This window comes from Paenibacillus sp. Y280, from assembly GCF_056786335.1.
On sequence record NZ_JBXCIW010000010.1, the window covers coordinates 139,368 to 156,419 of the forward strand.

Here is a 17,052-nt window from a genome sequence, read left to right on the forward strand (position 1 = left end):
TGCTATCACGTTCCTTTTTTGTTAATTTGGTATGGTTTGTTTTCAACTTCAGTATAAGGCAGCCAACTGCAAAACGAAATGGCGCTAAGTGCTTATTATATGGATTAATGTGACTTAACTCACGACCATAGGACATGCTATGATAGTGCAAACGCTACATTTGACCCCTTTTCCATTCAAATATAAAGCAGGTGTAAAGTAAAATGCAACTGGATATGTATACGGTAGCCTCCAATCCGATTATCAGCAATGACGATAGTGCACCTCTTAATGTATTGTTCGCGGGCGAGAGCCAAACGAAGCCGTTCCACCGGCTTGGCCCAAAGGTTTACGATTTCTATTTGATGCATATCGTGCTGAGCGGCAAAGGCCTCTTTATTTGCGATGGCATGAGACATGAGCTGCGCGAGGGTCACACGTTTCTGATCGAGCCGGAGCAGTTGATCAGCTATGAGTCCGATAGCGATGTGCCATGGCGGTATCGCTGGGTCGCCTTTAATGGCATGCAGTCAGCAAAGCTCGTCTCTTCAGCGGGCTTTGCAGCGGAACAGCAGGTCGTCTTCAGCTCGGATAAGCGGCGGGCCGCCGTCCTCTTCAGCCAGATTTACGAAACGTTTCGGCATGGTGGCCCGGCGGCGGATATGAAGGCAGCTGGTTACTTGCATCTGCTGCTGGCCGAATACAAAAGCGTGCTGCATGCCCATAGCGGCAGCTCGCTCCGTACTGCACAGGCAGAGGGCGACCTCCTGCTCCAGCAGGTCGTACACTACTTATCGACGCAGTATGCCCACCCTGTCTCCATTGAGCAAATGGCAGAATCACTAGGCTACAATAGAGCGTATTTGTCGCGCTTGTTCAAGCAGCGAATCGGCGTCTCGCCTGTCACGTTTCTGCTCAAGCTCCGTATCGACAAAGCGCGCCGCATGCTTCGCGAGCGCCCTGAGCTGACGATTGAACAAATTTCCGCATCAGTGGGGCTGCAGGATGCTCTTTATTTCTCCAAGCAATTCCGCCGTTTCCATGGCCAGTCTCCCACATCCTATCGCGAGGCGATGAGAGGTTTTGGGGAATAACAAAGCTCAGTTAGTATCAACAAAGCATCGCTTCATATTCGTAAATTCGGGTAATACTATCGTAGGGAGTGATGACCTATGAAAGAGCTGCATACCGGCAACCTTTATTGGCCGGATACTCTGGGCAATACCAGGGAATTCGAACCTCTGCGGCAAAACAAAAAAACTCAGGTGGCCATTATCGGAGGAGGCATGTCAGGAACGATCTGCGGCTCAGTTTTCAATAGCAGCGGACTCTCGACTATCGTGCTTGAACGCGGTCAGGTAGCAGGCGGAAGCACCTCTGCGAATACCGGGTTGCTTCAGTTTTCCAACGATATTATGCTTTGTGATTTAATCGATCAAATCGGGGAGCGGGATGCGCAAGCCTTCTACAGAGCATGCAAGGATGCCGTCAATATGCTCGCGAAGACAGCAGACTCACTCTCGGTCGATGTCGGTTTCAGAAGAAGAAGCAGTCTCTATTATGCTTCGACCGAGCAGGATTTGCCCAAGCTTAAAAAGGAATACGAAGCGCTTAAGGCTTGCGGCCTAGATGTTGAATTTTGGTCGCCGGATGACATCATGAAGCATTTTCCGTTCCGAAAATCAGGCGCTATCGTTACACACGGCGATGCCGAGGTGAATCCTTATCAATTCGTTAACGATGTTGCGAATGCCGCCGCTTCTGCAGGACTTGAGATCCATGAGCAAACTGATATCGTCGTGCATGATACGCTGCCAAACGGCCTTCATCGTCTCCGCACCGCGGATGGCTATGAGATTGAGGCAGAGCATGTCGTATATGCCGTGGGCTATGAACCAGAGGAGCTTCGCGGAAAGCTCATCAAGGCGGAATTAAACCGTTCCTTCGCGCTTGTCACCGGCGTACAGTCAAATCTCCAAAGCTGGCATGACCGATTTCTGATATGGGAAACAGCTCGTCCTTATTTATACATGCGCACGACACTTGACGGGCGCGTCGTTATCGGTGGCTTGGATGAGGACTCGGAAAAGCCGCTGCGGAGTGAACAAGAAAGAGCCAAACGGTCAAATAAGCTGCACGAGCGTTTAATGGATTTGTTTCCCGATCTGCAAGCTCCTATTGCATTCGAATGGAGCGCCACCTTTGGGGAGTCGCGAGACAATTTGCCTTTTATAGGCGTCGACCCGGCATGGAAGAACGTCTATTACAGCTTAGGATATGGGGGAAACGGTTCTGTGTATGGCATGATCGCAGCCCAACTGCTCCGTGACCTTATTCGCGGAAATACCCATCCTTTAACGGATATCGTTAAGCTGGATCGCGGTTCGCTCGCTCACTAGTGTATAAAATAAGAAGCCTCATCCAGCCGCACGGAATTCACTGCGCGAAAAAATGAGGCTTCTTCCTATTATGTGTGCGCGTGTGCGGAATGCGGGACTCTAGGCTCCGTCAGCTATGGAAGAAGCGTTGCATGTGCGAAAGACGGCCTCTGCCGCGCCCAGTCTCGATAAATCGGGTCCGCCGTCCTTATCGAGCAACGATTTGCTTTCATCGGTTTCTACGATTACGATTAATGATCCGCTTTGCAGCGCCTGACTGCATACCTTTGCTTCATTGTCGTCAAGACCCAGCGCCTGCAGCGTATCGCTATGCTCGTCCTCACCAAGCAGCATAGCTGCTGCAAATGGATAACCCCCTGCAACATAGGGTGCTGATCCATAGCCTGCTGCTCCATAAACAGCATTAACGCCAGCTCCGCCAAATCCGGATGCTGCAGCCATGCCTAGGACTCCAAGCCCTTGACGATCCGGCATATCCTCAAGCTCGCCGATCTCGTCGACATGGACGTCGCTCTCTGCTTCTATGCGACGGGAATGATAGGAATCCTTCGCCAGCACCTTTAGCTCGCCTTTGACGAATCCGGCCTGCTCCAGCTGCTCAATTGCCGTTATTGCTTGCCGTTCTGTATCGAATATTGCTATTTTTCTTGCCATGAATGTTCCCTCCTGAGAGCCTTTGCGAATGCAAAAGCGAATTTGCATGCGGCCGCTTGGCAGGCGTAAGCTGTCTTAAGAGACATGCTAATCTTGGTATGCCCTGTTTTTGATTGAATAAGTCGTATTTTGTTCGTTTAGGACATTAACGTGTAAAGGATTTGTCTATTCCGCTGAGCAGGTTGTGCAACCCTTCTGTTCGCGGTATGATGGAGAAATAGATATTGGAAAATCGGACAAGCAGGAGGCAAAGCGATGATCCATCGGATGCTTCGCTATCCCGCAGGATGGGAATGGCATGTGCTTCAGCAAGCGAGGGGGCAAGTTGTTAGGAAAGAACCCTTGCCAAGCAGAAAAAACACACAAAGACAGACCACGTCTTCACGCGAAGAACAAAGAGCCGTCAAGGCCATTTCAAAAATAGAGCAGGATAGCATAGAGCATCAAACGGATGAGTTGAAGCAGCTTTATCCAGAGTGCGCTTCCTGGATCGATGAATGCGCTGGGAGACGGACAAATAATATATCGGTTGGCGATTTATCGAACGGCGAGAAGCTGTTATACGGTACACTCATGTTTCAAGTATCAGAGGATCAAACGGATGTTCAGCCCTTTCATTTTTGGCTGACCAAGCACCGTATGATTACGATGCATGAAGATATGCGCTTGCCCTTGCGGCTTCAATCGATTGAGCATGTTCCTAAGCTTGAGGGCTGTAAGAGTGCGCCAGAATCTCTATTTATTATGCTCAGCATCATTTTAGAGACATTCCACACTGGACTCGACGGCTTCGAGACCAGGCTCGGCGAGCTCGAAACAACGATGCGCAATGAGAACCGGACCGGTCTTATCGATACTATTTTTGAGAGACGCTATGATTTGCTCCATTGGAGCCATTTGTTTATCCCGGTGCGAGAGGTGCACAGTGCCGCTAAGGAAGCTTTCATGGAAGAGCTTACCGAGACGGACACCTTCAAGCGGATTACGCATAAGCTCGAGAGAATCGAGGCGCTGCTGAAGCATTATGCCTTGGAGATCGATACACTCATTTCGATGGATGACGCGATCTCAAACTTCCGCGGCAATGATATTATGAAGACGCTGACGATATTTACGGTGCTCTTCCTTCCTGCTACAATCATTGGCGGCATATTGGGAGTAAACTTCGAGATTCCCTTTAAAGAAAACAAATGGAGCTTTACCGCGATGATATCCTTAATAGCTATCATTACGGTTTTTATGTACTTTTGGCTCTGGAAGAAGGGCTGGACCGGCGACTTGCTCAATGGACGCAATCCGAAAGAAATTGTCGCGGACGATTCCGTCTCCCTATTAAAAAGATCTCAGCGCAAAAAGGCCAGCCGTTCGGAGCAAGCAGCATCGGCTGCTGCAGACGAGCAAACGCACCCTCCAAGAAGACGAAGATAAGACGTGCAGGAATAATATAGAAAAAAAGGGGCTGTACCAAAAGTGCTCGCACGGAATGGGAACATCCCAATTCAGCTCGTTAAGTTTGAAATAAAATACTATCTCAAATCATTTCAGTTTTGTGGAATGAACAGGAGAAAATCCATCTAAACCTGATTTTTGCAAAAAAAACACTTGAAATAACGGGAGTTTTTCCCGTTTACTGACTCAAGAGGGCTCAGCCCCTTGAATGATTGAATCCGAGACTACAGAACCGGGGATTCCGCCGAATCCTGCTTCGTGGCTTGGCATAGTTAAGCCTGGAGGCGGAGAGACTTTCTCTTTCCTTTCCCACAAACTCATAAAGCCAAGCAACCATAGACCTGAATAGAAAAATAGCGGTACAGGAATAGCCCCCCTGTACCGCTATTTTTTCATGTCTTCCAACATTCCATTCAAAGCGAGCTATCTTCCCAGCGAGCATCTATTTTTGGGATAGCCCCTTCTGCGTTATTGCAGCTGCTTACAGCTTCACCGGCAACCCCGTGCGTGCTGATTCATTCGCAGCAATCGTCACTTGATGGGTAAGCACCGCATCCGCATAGGTTGAGCGGATTCGCGTGGAATCGCCCGTCTTAACCGCATGAAGGAAAGCTTCGTTCTCACGCTCGTAAGGATCAGTTTCATTGGCATATTCCGTCCTGCGTCCCGATTCCGTATCGATTAGCCCGCCATGCGCCAGCTCAAGCACGCCTTTATTCGTGTATATATGCAGTCCAGCACGGTCACCGGCAGGAATGGCGCATGTGTTGCTGATCGTCGCGACAGCGCCACCCGCTAGCTTTAATGTGACGGTTCCAACATCGGGAACGGAAACTCCCTCCTTCACGCTGCTCATGTAACGGTCGCCATAGGCGGCATAAACCTCGCTCACTTCACCTAACGTATATCTTAGCAAGTCGACGATATGAGTCGTTTGCTCAACAAATTGTCCGCCTGAGCCTTCCATTTTACGCCACCAGCTAACGCCAGGCATCGATCCCATCCAGTAGCCAAGCGCCATGAGTGCCGTTCGATCACGGAGCAGCTCTCTTGCGCGGTCTGTGCCGTCCATATAGCGGAAATGATAGCCAACTGATGTGATCAGCTTCTTCTCTTCAATGCCCTGCAAAATCTTTGTAGGCAGCTCCTCGTCTACGCCAATCGGCTTCTCCACCAAGAAAGGAATGCCGCGTTCAATGAGCGCACGCTCGATTTCTCCATGCGCGAACGGCGGGACGCATATGTACACCGCATCGAGCTTCCGATCATCCAGCATATGATGTATAGATTCGTAACCGCTTGCTCCGTCGAAGCGCTGTGCTGCCAAATCCGCTTTTTGCTGACTCGTCGCAACGAAAGCCGCTACCTTAACGCCAGCCAGCTTAGCAAGCTTCTCCGCGTGCATCATGCCAAACCAGCCTGTTCCAACAATTCCTATTTGAAGAGTCATGTATGAATCCCCTTTCATAATGGGTTTATCCAAGATTATACTTGGAGCAACAGCGTAAAGTCCATTTTTATACGCTGGTACCCATCCGCCCATACCGTCATACAATACAACATCAGTATGGCCGGAGTGGTATGAGCGGAGGGATGATATGAGAACAAAAACGAGAAGCACGGTTGCATCGCAAGAACTCGATCTTCGAACTGCCCTGTTTTTGGCTGCGGTTTGCGGACAAACGTATCTGCAATACAATAACAAGGACGGACTGTTTCTTGTACCCAGAACATACAGCTTAGTAAGCGAGTTTACAGCAAGAGCCTATGACAACAGCGATGAGAGATTTGGCTTTGTGCTGACCTCGGAGCGTGCGTCTGTGCTTGCTTTTCGCGGAAGCGGCTCGGCTGTCGATTGGGTATCGGATTTCATTGCTCAGCAGACAACATACCGACCGGTCAAAAATACGGGTCTCACCCATAAAGGCTTTACTGACATTTACATGTCCGCCCGCTCTCAAATACTTGAAATTATAAAGCAGCTTCCGCCGGAAAGGCCGTTATTCATAACTGGACACAGCCTAGGCGGGGCGCTTGCTACGCTCGCATCCATCGATCTGGCCAACAACTCCGCATTTACTGCTCCAATTGTATACACTTTCGGCGCTCCGAGAGTCGGTGATCCGAAGTTTGTGAACAGCTACAATTCAACCGTAGCGACACATTGGCGTTTTCAAAATGAATTCGATATTGTCCCCCATCTGCCTACGCTCGTCTATCAATCGCCAAATACGAAACAGACATATTACTATATGCACGTAAAGGGTGAGGTTAAGCGCTCCTTCCGGATGGGCTCGGTTTCCGGCAACCACATCTTATCCAGCTATTTTGCTGATCTTGTTAATGAGGAACCCGACTTTGCGCTGTCCGTTTGCTCTGAACCCCCTGGCTGGTGCCCGGCGATTGAGCTTTAGCCTATGACTTGCCCAAACAAAAAAAATAGTGAAGGCAATCCTATTTACCATGAAGCCAGCTTCATGGCGAGTAAGGTTACCTTCACTATTTTTGAATGATTTCTTTTGCAGCCTCTTTACGCCGGCAGCACATATAGCAGTATCGCGAAAAAATGAACAATCGATCCGCCGAGCACGAACAAATGCCATACCGCATGATGATAAGGGAAGCTGCGCCACATATAAAACACGGTGCCAAACGTATACAGCAATCCGCCTGTTACGAGCAATTGTACGCCGCCAGGTGCGAGATGCGCAGTCAACGGCTTCCAAGCAAAAACGATAATCCAGCCCATCGCGATATAAACAAGGGTTGACGTAAACAGAAAGCGCGAGGCGAAGAATGCTTTGAACGCCACCCCGACAACGGCAGCTCCCCAAACGATGCCAAACAGCACCCAGCCAAGCTTCCCTTGCACAATATGGAATAGGATCGGCGTATATGTCCCGGCAATAAATACATAAATAAAGGAATGATCCAATGATTCAAATACTCGCTTCGCTTTCCCCTCTGGAAAACTATGTACGAGCGTAGAGGCCGCATAAAGAAGCAGCATCGCTGATCCATATATAGTAAAGCTTACGACATGAAAGGGCGTTCCCTTCGTTGCAGCGAATACAATAAGCACAACTAATGCTGCAACGCTTAGCCCTGCCCCGATGCCATGCGTGATCGCATTCGCTAATTCTTCCTTCTTGGAGTACGTATGGGTATTTGCCATAGGCCACTCACCTCCTAAGTCGCAAGCAATCGCTCGAATGACTTTCAAGCGCTGCTTCCTCTCCCCCTAGTGTAAAGGATCAGACCCACCCTTTCAACCAGCCGCGCATGCGATCGATCGTTTTGTCGAGATTGCATACAGCCTCTTGGTCGGTATAGTCCTCCGTATGGCGAAAATAATCGGCATGTCCCCCTACTGTTGGAATGCCTTCCACATAACCTGGCGCATACTTCATGCGATTCCATTTTGGCATCGTAAATCCACTTCTGCTCCAACCGCCCCATGTGCCGATACGGCTAATCGGATCATTAAGCTTGCCTAAGCGGTCGATCGAATGAAAATAACTAACGCGTTCCTGCAATTTCGGCTCAATCGGCGTTCTAGGCGATCCGACCTGCACGATTCGAAAATCCTCGATTTTATCTTGTTCAAAGAGCATCTTCGCCGCTTGGTAGGCTGCCGCTCCGCCTCCGCTGTGTCCGATCAACAGCAAGCGTTCACTCGTTAATGTTTCCTTGATTTTGTTCAGCGCAAGCTGCCCGCCAATACGTCCAGCCGTAAGACGGTTGGACAAATCGCTCTTTACCTCAAGCACTTGCCTAACCACGCTTCTGCTGGCATCCCCATAAGGGAAGATGACATGAATAACCGGATCAATTCCGTCAGATTGAAACATTTTTTCGAGTTTTATTTTGCATTCGGTAAATATACTGTTAGATGTTGCGACACCGGCAAGCAAATAAATGCTCATTCGTGATGGTTTTGTTGCCGTCATAACGAATCCCTCCGTAATTATTTCGTAATAAAGGTGAAGCGTTTTTGCATGTATGGGTGAATCATTGTCGTATATTCATTATGTGGGATTGCTGCATGATTCATTCTTGTATATAAATGTAATTGCCGCATAGATTTACCTCGAATCCGATGCCTGCTGCTGTCTGCTTAAGCGGCAATGCTCGGACATTACGATAATCAAGCTGCTGATCTCTCGTTTTTGTCCCCGTCCATATTTTACGTTGCAAGACCTTGACTGGTGCCATCGCAACCTTCGTGCCGTCCTTGCCATCCACTAATCGGCCTTGGCACAAAAGAAAGAGCGCTCAGCTGTTGTCAGCCGGCGCTCTTCTTCGTTGCTATATCTGCGGCTAAAAATAACACTCCAGCAGCTATACACCCATTTTTTTACGTTGATTGTTTACCTTCTTCGTGTTTTGGCTCTTCAGTGCCTGCGTCCCTGTGGATAGATGCGTTTGGCCGGGTCCTCCGCCTGCTTTCGCTTGCTTCTTCTGAGCGAGCAGTTGCTTCGCTTTCTCCGCTTGAGTCAGCTGCTTCGGCTGCTCTTCGGATTGGTTTTGATCAATTGTAGACATAGGTTCACCTCGTTTCATGCGCTACATACTTCTTATTCTACTACACTTATATATCTGGTAAAAGAGGCTTTGCTCAGGGTTGCGCTTTTCGTTATGTTCCAAGACGCCTTTGCCAGCTGTAAATCGATCGGAGCAGTCGTTACAATAACCGCTCGCTTCGCAAATTTCCTTATGGATTGAAGCATAACAAGCTGCTCTTCCTCCGGCAGCACCGAGCATAAATTATAGGGCATATCCACGATTGCCGCATCGTATTGCCCTTCAAGAAGCCTCATATCACCCAGCCTGACAACACCCGGATAGCCAAAATGAACCAGATTAAGGCGCGCGCCCCTCACCGCAAGCGGATTGAGATCCACCCCTTCAATGTCGATGCCCATCGACATTGCTTCAATAAGGACCGTGCCCATTCCGCAGCACGGATCGATAAGCCGCAGCTGCATAGGCGCTGGCCCTGCCGCAACATTAACGATCGCACGCGCCGCTCTTGTCGGGAGCGCCGTCGAATAATTTTGCGGCTTGCTCTGATGCTTTAGCCAGAGCGCACTATTCTCCTCGCATGGCCCGAAATACCAGCGTCCGTTCAGCTTCGTCAAGCCAAAGAGTCGTTCCGCTCTCCGCATGTCCGCCTTGCCGCGAATGACTGCGCCGGCTGCCCGCTCCAGCTGGCGCCGCTCCTCGTAAGTAAACGTCTCGTCGCCTTGACTAAACAGCACTTTAAACGTTTTACCTTCGAGCTCTATGGCTGGAAGCTGCAAGACAAGCTCCTCAAAGCTGTTTGCCGAAAGCATAACGGATATTCGCTGTTTCACGAACGGACTGCGATCTACCGGCAGCTCATACGAGCTGTCGATCATCCCGCCTCCGCTATCAACCTTGTGCCCAAACAGCGTTTGCAGCTCAAGCTGGCATAAGTTTGCCTCATCCTCGTGACATGCATACGTATAAATAAACATCATTGGCCTCGCTATCTAAGTTGAGTTATTCGACTGGAGTTGCTGGAGCCGCTTGCTTTGGCTCAGAACCTAGTGGCGACAGCGATATGCCAAGCCGCTCAGCTTCAGCCGTCTGCGAAGCAAGCTGCTTCTCCAAAGATTTGATCGTCCGCTGCAGACGGATCTGGCGAATCATGCCGAGCAGCCCGACCGTTACGCCTCCGAGAAGCGTCGATACCAGTATCACAAGAATAAGCGGAAGCGTTGTTTTCGCAAAAAAGAAGTTGACCTGTACGGAATCGACATTGATTACAGCAAATATCGCGATAAGAAGCGCGAACACTAACGCGGAAATAAGTACACCTTGTCCCTTCATGCCGTTCCCTCCCTTTTCCAAAAATAATACCACAAACCTCATCGGTTCGCCTATCTTCCCTGCGCCAGGCTCTACCCTTTCCCATTCAAAAAAAGCAATTGCCTTAATTGTTGTTCGAATGTTTTAGAGGAAAAGAAAGGGACTTTCGCAGATGCTGGACGCATTTGCGAAAGTCCCTATTACCCTTATTTCACCCTGCATACTGCTTCAAAAAATCGAGAGAAGACCTTTGCAATTCGCCAAGTCTCCGTATCGCCACTCATCATGACATAGTCAGGCCCCTCCGGCAGCTTAAGCTCCTCGATCTTGGCCCGAGTCTCCAGCACGACGCGAAGCGACTTCCCTTTATCCTGCAGACGCGAATATAGGTCGGAGATAAACAGCAAAAACTTATCCCAATCCTCATCCGCGACTCTCTCATAGTCTAGTTCAACGCCACCGAAACCGAACTGCTCGGCAACGGCTATCAATTCATCCGCATGCTTCCTGCGGCTCTCCTCCGAGCTCATCAGGCGCTTTATTAAAGCCGGGTTCTTCTGAAGCGATTCACCGCTCGGCAGGATTTGATCATTCACAACCGTCAAATAGAAGTGATCAAGCCCACTCTGCTCATAGAGCTTTAGAACTTCAAGCATTGCCTCATAATAATCTTCCGTAAAATAGAGGCTGTCCGACTGATCGAAATAAGCAGCAAACATCGGCTGGCTTGTTAAGCCTTCCTTCAATATCTCCACATTCTCAAGCCCGTTTTGCCATTGCCAATCCGCCAGCCAAGCGGATAGCTCAGAAGTCTGCCCCTTTTCTTTCTCAGGAGATGGCAGCTTGTCGTAGCCCACAGCAGCGCCTATAAACAAAACAAGCAAACTGACCGTTAGATACATCTTCCGGTTCCTAATCAATCCATAATCCTCCTTATACGCTGTTCATAAATAACCTAAAAGGTGTCGATCGCCCAGTCAAAGGAGGTATTGATCGCATTCCTGATTTTAGCCGATAATAGCAATTCTTTTAAGCCAGTATTTCCCACATCTCTTTACAATTTCTGTACAATTCGACTCCAGAAAACAAAAAACGACTCAATCACATTAAATGTGAATTAGAGTCGTTGCAGTTTAAGCATATTTTATCATAGGGCATGAATAACTCCTGTATGTAAATAGCACCAATTTTGTATACTAAATGTCTTATTTATTCATCCAAACTTGCTTTTCAGTATGGACAGTCAGTCCTGATTCTATCGCTTGTCCCATCAACAGCGCCAAATAAAGGTCATGTGCCGCTTCAGCGATGCTATAGAAAGATGTTCCCTTCCCTGACGCGTAATCTCCCATACGCAGCAAGCACGTAGCTATCGCAATTTCGTCATCGCTTAGCCTTGCGGGAGCGACCGGATTTTGATACACAAAGTCTCCGTCAGCGGTGACACCACGATGGTAATAGCCCTCCAAATTGCCGTGATGACCGGTATCCACCCTGCGAAGCTCTGTATGAATGGGAGTAGCATAATCCTTTAAGTAGCTGACTTCCGAGTCCACAAGCTCGCCTTTGCTGCCTCTTACAAGCACTCTGCTGCGCCGTATCCAAGAGAAATATTGATCGCCCGTAAAATCATACACAGCCAGCTTGTCGCCAAAGCGAAACGTCGCGATCCGCTGCACGGATTGTACGATACGCTCTTCGAGGGGATCGCCTTGCCTGCTAGGCCCTTGCATAATCGTTGATTCAAATTGCTGGCCGCAAATAGCGGCATGCTCGAAGCCGACGCCAAGCAGCTGTCTAATAAGGCTGATGCCATGATAATCATGGGCAGCCGAAACCTGTGCATGCTTCACCTCGCCAAGCTTGCCGGAGCGGGCGAGCTGAATACGGGCAGCATGCATCGGCTGAAACAAATATTGCTCCGCAACCTGTACCAACGCATCCTTTGGCAAAGAGTCATATAAATCAGTAAGCCCAGCCAAATCAGCCGCCGGCGGCGTCTCTGCCAGTACCGGAATTCGATGTTCGGTTAATTGGCGGATTAGATCAGGAGCTGCCGTTCGAGGCACAGACACAACAGCAAAACTAATATTCGCTGCTTCTTCCACAAACTGCTCAACATTGCGAACGGTTCGAATGCCCCATTTTGCTTCGAGCGCCCTCCCCTTCTCCTCGTCTCGTACAAGTATGGTATGAATGTGAAATCGCTCAGGCAGCGCTTTCGCAATCCTTATGTAAAATTCTGCGCGCCAGCCTCCGCCGACAATGCCAAAACTGATAGTGGACATTTTAAAACCAGCCTCCCCAATCAATGGTTTGTTCCCTGCTTTTATTTAAAAAGAAAAAGATCTCCGCGTGTGAGATCTTCTTTAAGCTGTTCGGAAAGTGCCCGTCGCTTTAATTTCCTCTTTGCAGCCCGTATAGGCATGCAGCTTGCCGTGGTATACTAATTCCAGCAATGACGTATTCTCCAGATCAGCAGGCGTTACGAATAATGATGGCTTATTGACCAAATTCACTCCGCTCTCCTCGAACACCGAAGCGACAAACTGCGAGCAGAAGTAAGCGTATTCTCGTTTCATCTCAATATTAAGCATAATGCCAAACATGCCAAGCAGATTGTATTTGTATTGATCCCGGTTTTTCTCCATATAATGGATCTGATTTCTGATATTAATATAAGAGCTATGACTGATCGTGCATCGGTATAAAGCGCAGGTTGAATGCTCGAAAAACTCGCCGCGTACATCCTCTTTCACAAATCCCGCAAAAAATGGGTTGTTCGGATTCTTTCTCCCAAAGCTGTACACTTCATTCAAATCGCTGTCAAATGCTATTGATGCATGGTTTAACATATTTTTCGTATACCATCTAATAGTCTTTGAGAATAATGTACCCGTATTCGTCAAGAGCACATAAATTTCAACATCTCTATTCATGCCGTACTACCTCCACATTAAAGAACTCTCATCTTCGTATTAACTTTAATGCAGGAGAACAAAATTCTAAACCTGCTCAGGTAATAGGAATGTCCTCGACCTTAGTCCAGTTTTGTAAACATTTTGTGACAGAGGGTCTTCTACCAATCATTCATCTTTACATAGCTTTTCTTTATTTTACTGGATTTTCTCCTTATACTCAATAAGGTTGTTCGCCTTTTTTCCCTCTTGCTTAAAAAAATGTTAACATTTGCTTATTTGAAAGATGATATAGTAGGAAAATAATGACATCGTTCATTTACTATATATATGCTGCAAAATTACAATTTAGTATAGTCTTTTCAAATCATATGGATGGTCACGGAGGACTTCGCAATGGAATGGTATACCCGTTACAAAAATCAGCTGGAGCAGGTTTATATGGAAGCTGAGCGCCGTATCGCTGCTTTTCCAGAGCCGCTAAACGCTATTGGTCATACTTACTCTGAAAAGTTCAACCCTGTGAAGCAGGATAGCGGCAAGGATTACATATGCAGCCTGCTCCCCTTCTGGGTCAAGGAGCCGAGCGGTATTAGCAACGCCCAGTGTGAGAAACTCGGATTAGCTAATGTATATGGAATGCTCTATTTTTTTATCCAGGATGATGTGATGGATAGCAAGCCCTCTTCTCGTTGGAAGGAGAAGCTTGCGCTCGGCAATTTGCTGCAGCTTGAAATGTTCAGCCTCTTTCGCGAGCTATTCCCTTCTGATTCCGTGTTTTGGAACTATTATCATCGTTATGTGACAACATGGGCGGACAGTGTCGTGAATGAGGATCGCCAGGATTACTTCATTAATGAGCCAATCCGCACGGCTGGCAAAGCCGGGCCAGTCAAAATCGCAAGTACGGGTGCATTGCTTTTGTCGGGACGTACGGAGTTAATAGCAAAGCTGGAGCGTACAATCGACATCGTATTAATGACGCTTCAGATGGCAGACGACTACGCGGACTGGAAGGAAGATTTGGCGGATGGCAGCTATAACGGCCTGCTGGCGATGATTGCTGCTGATCGTGCCTCAGACAGCCCCTTAACTGAAAAGGACGCAGAAAATGCCATCTATATACGTGGGTGCCTAAAGCCGTATGTGCAGCTCGTCGAAGATAATCATGCGTTGATAGTGGCTATGGAAGCGGGAGCGGTAGAGCTGGTAGAGTTTCATGCTTTTATAGTGAATCGTTTGAACCAGATTCATGAGGCGATAGAATTAAACAAGTGTCTCTTATTCAAGGGTGGTTTTAACCATTTTTTGGTTACTCAAACGACTTGATAGGTCCAAAAGATTCTATTATTTGTCGAATATTTGAATTTATATTTGGAATTTGTCGAAAGGTCATGTTAAACTGAGTATGGTAAACTTATACATATTCGGAAGGGTGATCATTGTGTCCTCAAAGCAATCATTGCAAGAACAAATTATTCAAAAGGCATGGGAAGATGCCGAATTCAAAAAACAGCTTCTAGCCAATCCGAAAGCTGCCGTTAAAGACGCTTTTGGCGTTGATGTACCGGATACAATCGAAGTAGAGGTAGTAGAGGAGTCGGCGAATAAATTTTATTTCGTTCTTCCCGTGAATCCTGCAGAGAACAACGATGACGTCCAAGTTGGCATTCCGATGTGGCCTACTGAATAAAAAAATAAGCCCTTTACCATATGGTAAGGGGCTTTATTTCTTCTCTTGCGGGAATTCGATTAATGCTTCAGTACCGAACCCCTTTTTACTAGAAAAATGCAGCGTACCATTCATGACCTCAATGATCCGGAAGGTAACCATAAGCCCAAGCCCTGTGCCCTTCGTTTTATTCGAATAATACGGTTCGCCTAGCCTCTTCAAATCAGCCTCATTCATTCCTTCACCGTTATCTTTAATTTGAATCATTACATTTTTAGTACTCTCATGTTCATATGCTCGAATATGAATAGCTCCATCTTGCCCTAAAGCCTCAATGCTATTTTTTATGATATTAATAAGCGCTTGCTTAAATTTCGACGAATTTCCCCGAACATATAGCTCTGATTCCAAATCCACCGTAATTACTCCGCCTTGCATGGTCGTTAAGGGAATGAGAATACCTTCTATTTGCTGCAGCTCTTCTCCAATGTTAAGTATAGTTGATTGCTCCATCTGAGGCTTGGCGAAGGTCAGAAAATCGGTAATAATTTCTGCTGCGCGATCCAGCTCTTCAATGGCAAGCAGCATAAAGGTTTTATCTTTGTCATTACTCGCTTTTTCCCCGATTATTTGTAAAAACCCTCGCGTTACTTGCAGTGGGTTTCGCACCTCATGCGCAACTGAGGCAGCAAGCTGGCTAATGATATCCATCTTCTCAGAGCGTTGAAGCTCAAGATTGAATATTTCCATTTGCTTCGAATACTTCAATAACTGTTCATAATTTTGAATGCTTCGAAGAGCAAGAATAATGACTAATGAACTTAGAAAACAGAGAATACCCCATTTCCACACAAACATAAAGTAATTCATATTATTTATGTAATACCAGACCAGCTCCCCTCCCCCTATTGCAGCGAACATACTAAAGCCAGTAGCCAATATTATGGCTTCTGTATTTTTTTGTCTACAAAAATTAATAAGCAGAACAATTAGAAGTAGGTTGCTTATGAGTATAAAGACAGCAAAAACGGCTGAACCATAAATAGAATACCACTCTCTTACCCCATCTAATAAAAATCCAGCAGCAAAGAACCCAATATTTATAAAAGCATACCAAATATGAAGTTTTCTAAATCGAGTAATTAATTGATAAGGCCCTTTACCGAAAACCTTCTCAAAAAAGAGAAATAAGGCAGGCATAAGTAATGTTGTTGCAAGGTCAAATGAATAATAAGCTGTAGTACCTAATTGAGGATAAAACCTATGTAAAAAGGAGGAATGAGAAATTATCATTAATCCAACCGAAAGGATAATTATCATTAATGAGTTAGCCGCTGCTAAATATATTTTTTTTATAAATAAGAAACAAAGAAGCAACCCTACTGCAATAAAAACAAGGGCAGCACCCAAAATAATATCTAGAAATTCATACTTCATATAGCTTTTATCTAGAATTTGATAATCACCAAGCATTAGTTTTCCTTTTATTCCGATTGGGCCTGTACTAGTTGTCAGCTTCAGATATATCGATTGATTAGCTTCTTGAGGTAAAAGCGGCAATATGATTTCATTTTTATTAAACGAGTAATTCCGATAGGATTCATAAACGATATTTTCATTAATATAAATCGTAACATCTTTGGCAGATAAGTTGTTTATGGATAATGCTGGCCTAGCCAAATCGAATTTAGGCAATTTTATTCTTATCCAGGCGACTTGCATGTCAGCAGACTTATTAGATAAATCGTCGTTCTCAGAGTTGGAAATCCAATCCTCTGCCCTTTCCTTAGAAGAAGCTTCCTGAACCGTACTATCAGGATCTTCCTCCCACATCATTTCCCATTCCGTAATAGTGGTTGTTGTTGAAGACGGCTGTGCATAGGATGGAATAGCCAGAAAAGAGCTAATAATAGCTAGCGATAGGACGAAGACAATTATATATTTATGTAAATTCTTCATTGGACACCCCATATTGTAAGAATTACAATTCCACCATATATAGTTCTATATTTCGACAATCTTCGATTTGGAACCTTCTAGCATTTCCATTTTTTCAAAATAAACAACGCATCAGAAGCAATATAATGGATAATTAATCTAATTCCAGTTTATTCCCTTTAGCGAAAAGGCACAATAGCATATACTA

The 17,052-nt window shown here is 46.6% G+C and carries 18 protein-coding genes; 6 read left to right on the forward strand and 12 right to left on the reverse strand.

Annotation, left to right across the window (positions count from 1 at the left end):
• Positions 1–203: 203 nt before the first annotated feature.
• Together AC1TPC_RS15150 and AC1TPC_RS15155 are read left to right on the forward strand one after the other, a co-directional pair.
• Complete coding sequence (locus AC1TPC_RS15150) at positions 204–1,073, forward strand: AraC family transcriptional regulator (RefSeq protein ID WP_482067656.1); 870 nt, start codon at positions 204–206, stop codon at positions 1,071–1,073.
• A 78-nt stretch (positions 1,074–1,151) separates the two neighbouring features.
• Positions 1,152–2,378 (forward strand): NAD(P)/FAD-dependent oxidoreductase, encoded by a 1,227-nt coding sequence (locus AC1TPC_RS15155; protein ID WP_482067657.1) that lies wholly within the window; start codon positions 1,152–1,154, stop codon positions 2,376–2,378.
• A 99-nt stretch (positions 2,379–2,477) separates the two neighbouring features.
• Here AC1TPC_RS15155 and AC1TPC_RS15160 read toward each other — a convergent pair whose 3' ends face one another.
• Positions 2,478–3,032 (reverse strand): hypothetical protein, encoded by a 555-nt coding sequence (locus AC1TPC_RS15160; protein WP_482067658.1) that lies wholly within the window; start codon positions 3,030–3,032, stop codon positions 2,478–2,480.
• A 255-nt stretch (positions 3,033–3,287) separates the two neighbouring features.
• Between AC1TPC_RS15160 and AC1TPC_RS15165 the strand changes: the two genes are divergently transcribed.
• The gene (locus tag AC1TPC_RS15165) at positions 3,288–4,460 is read left to right on the forward strand and encodes a magnesium transporter CorA family protein (protein ID WP_482067659.1); all 1,173 of its coding nucleotides are present in this window, start codon (positions 3,288–3,290) and stop codon (positions 4,458–4,460) included.
• A 502-nt stretch (positions 4,461–4,962) separates the two neighbouring features.
• Here the strand turns inward: AC1TPC_RS15165 and AC1TPC_RS15170 are convergent.
• Complete coding sequence (locus AC1TPC_RS15170) at positions 4,963–5,931, reverse strand: Gfo/Idh/MocA family protein (protein WP_482067660.1); 969 nt, start codon at positions 5,929–5,931, stop codon at positions 4,963–4,965.
• 148 nt (positions 5,932–6,079) lie between these two features.
• On the opposite strand from AC1TPC_RS15170, the gene AC1TPC_RS15175 reads away from it, so the two are divergent.
• Complete coding sequence (locus tag AC1TPC_RS15175) at positions 6,080–6,895, forward strand: lipase family protein (RefSeq protein ID WP_482067661.1); 816 nt, start codon at positions 6,080–6,082, stop codon at positions 6,893–6,895.
• A gap of 116 nt (positions 6,896–7,011) precedes the next feature.
• Here AC1TPC_RS15175 and trhA read toward each other — a convergent pair whose 3' ends face one another.
• From trhA to AC1TPC_RS15220, 9 genes are all read right to left on the reverse strand, one after another.
• Positions 7,012–7,656, reverse strand: coding sequence for a PAQR family membrane homeostasis protein TrhA (gene trhA, locus AC1TPC_RS15180; RefSeq protein WP_482067662.1), 645 nt, complete (start codon positions 7,654–7,656; stop codon positions 7,012–7,014).
• A 79-nt stretch (positions 7,657–7,735) separates the two neighbouring features.
• The gene (locus tag AC1TPC_RS15185) at positions 7,736–8,431 is read right to left on the reverse strand and encodes a lipase family protein (RefSeq protein ID WP_482067663.1); all 696 of its coding nucleotides are present in this window, start codon (positions 8,429–8,431) and stop codon (positions 7,736–7,738) included.
• 100 nt (positions 8,432–8,531) lie between these two features.
• Positions 8,532–8,744: a hypothetical protein gene (locus AC1TPC_RS15190; RefSeq protein ID WP_482067664.1), complete on the reverse strand. Its 213-nt coding sequence runs from the start codon at positions 8,742–8,744 to the stop codon at positions 8,532–8,534.
• Between the two features lie 78 nt (positions 8,745–8,822).
• Positions 8,823–9,026 (reverse strand): hypothetical protein, encoded by a 204-nt coding sequence (locus AC1TPC_RS15195; RefSeq protein WP_169087202.1) that lies wholly within the window; start codon positions 9,024–9,026, stop codon positions 8,823–8,825.
• 32 nt (positions 9,027–9,058) lie between these two features.
• Positions 9,059–9,985 carry a TRM11 family SAM-dependent methyltransferase gene (locus AC1TPC_RS15200; RefSeq protein WP_482067665.1) on the reverse strand — a complete coding sequence of 309 codons (927 nt, stop codon included), beginning with the start codon at positions 9,983–9,985 and terminating at the stop codon, positions 9,059–9,061.
• 22 nt (positions 9,986–10,007) lie between these two features.
• A complete protein-coding gene (locus tag AC1TPC_RS15205) occupies positions 10,008–10,337 on the reverse strand; it encodes a LapA family protein (protein ID WP_482067666.1) in 330 nt (109 codons plus the stop codon).
• A 185-nt stretch (positions 10,338–10,522) separates the two neighbouring features.
• On the reverse strand, positions 10,523–11,236 hold the full coding sequence (locus AC1TPC_RS15210; RefSeq protein WP_482067667.1) for a hypothetical protein: 714 nt from the start codon (positions 11,234–11,236) through the stop codon (positions 10,523–10,525).
• A 285-nt stretch (positions 11,237–11,521) separates the two neighbouring features.
• Complete coding sequence (locus tag AC1TPC_RS15215; RefSeq protein ID WP_482067668.1) at positions 11,522–12,604, reverse strand: Gfo/Idh/MocA family protein; 1,083 nt, start codon at positions 12,602–12,604, stop codon at positions 11,522–11,524.
• An 81-nt stretch (positions 12,605–12,685) separates the two neighbouring features.
• Positions 12,686–13,255 (reverse strand): hypothetical protein, encoded by a 570-nt coding sequence (locus AC1TPC_RS15220; protein WP_482067669.1) that lies wholly within the window; start codon positions 13,253–13,255, stop codon positions 12,686–12,688.
• Positions 13,256–13,630: 375 nt separating this feature from the next.
• Between AC1TPC_RS15220 and AC1TPC_RS15225 the strand changes: the two genes are divergently transcribed.
• Together AC1TPC_RS15225 and AC1TPC_RS15230 are read left to right on the forward strand one after the other, a co-directional pair.
• Positions 13,631–14,563 (forward strand): hypothetical protein, encoded by a 933-nt coding sequence (locus AC1TPC_RS15225; protein WP_482067670.1) that lies wholly within the window; start codon positions 13,631–13,633, stop codon positions 14,561–14,563.
• 115 nt (positions 14,564–14,678) lie between these two features.
• Positions 14,679–14,927 carry an NHLP leader peptide family RiPP precursor gene (locus tag AC1TPC_RS15230; protein WP_482067671.1) on the forward strand — a complete coding sequence of 83 codons (249 nt, stop codon included), beginning with the start codon at positions 14,679–14,681 and terminating at the stop codon, positions 14,925–14,927.
• A gap of 33 nt (positions 14,928–14,960) precedes the next feature.
• On the opposite strand, the gene AC1TPC_RS15235 is transcribed toward AC1TPC_RS15230, so the two are convergent.
• Positions 14,961–16,865 carry an ATP-binding protein gene (locus AC1TPC_RS15235; RefSeq protein ID WP_482067672.1) on the reverse strand — a complete coding sequence of 635 codons (1,905 nt, stop codon included), beginning with the start codon at positions 16,863–16,865 and terminating at the stop codon, positions 14,961–14,963.
• Between the last annotated feature and the right edge of the window lie 187 nt (positions 16,866–17,052).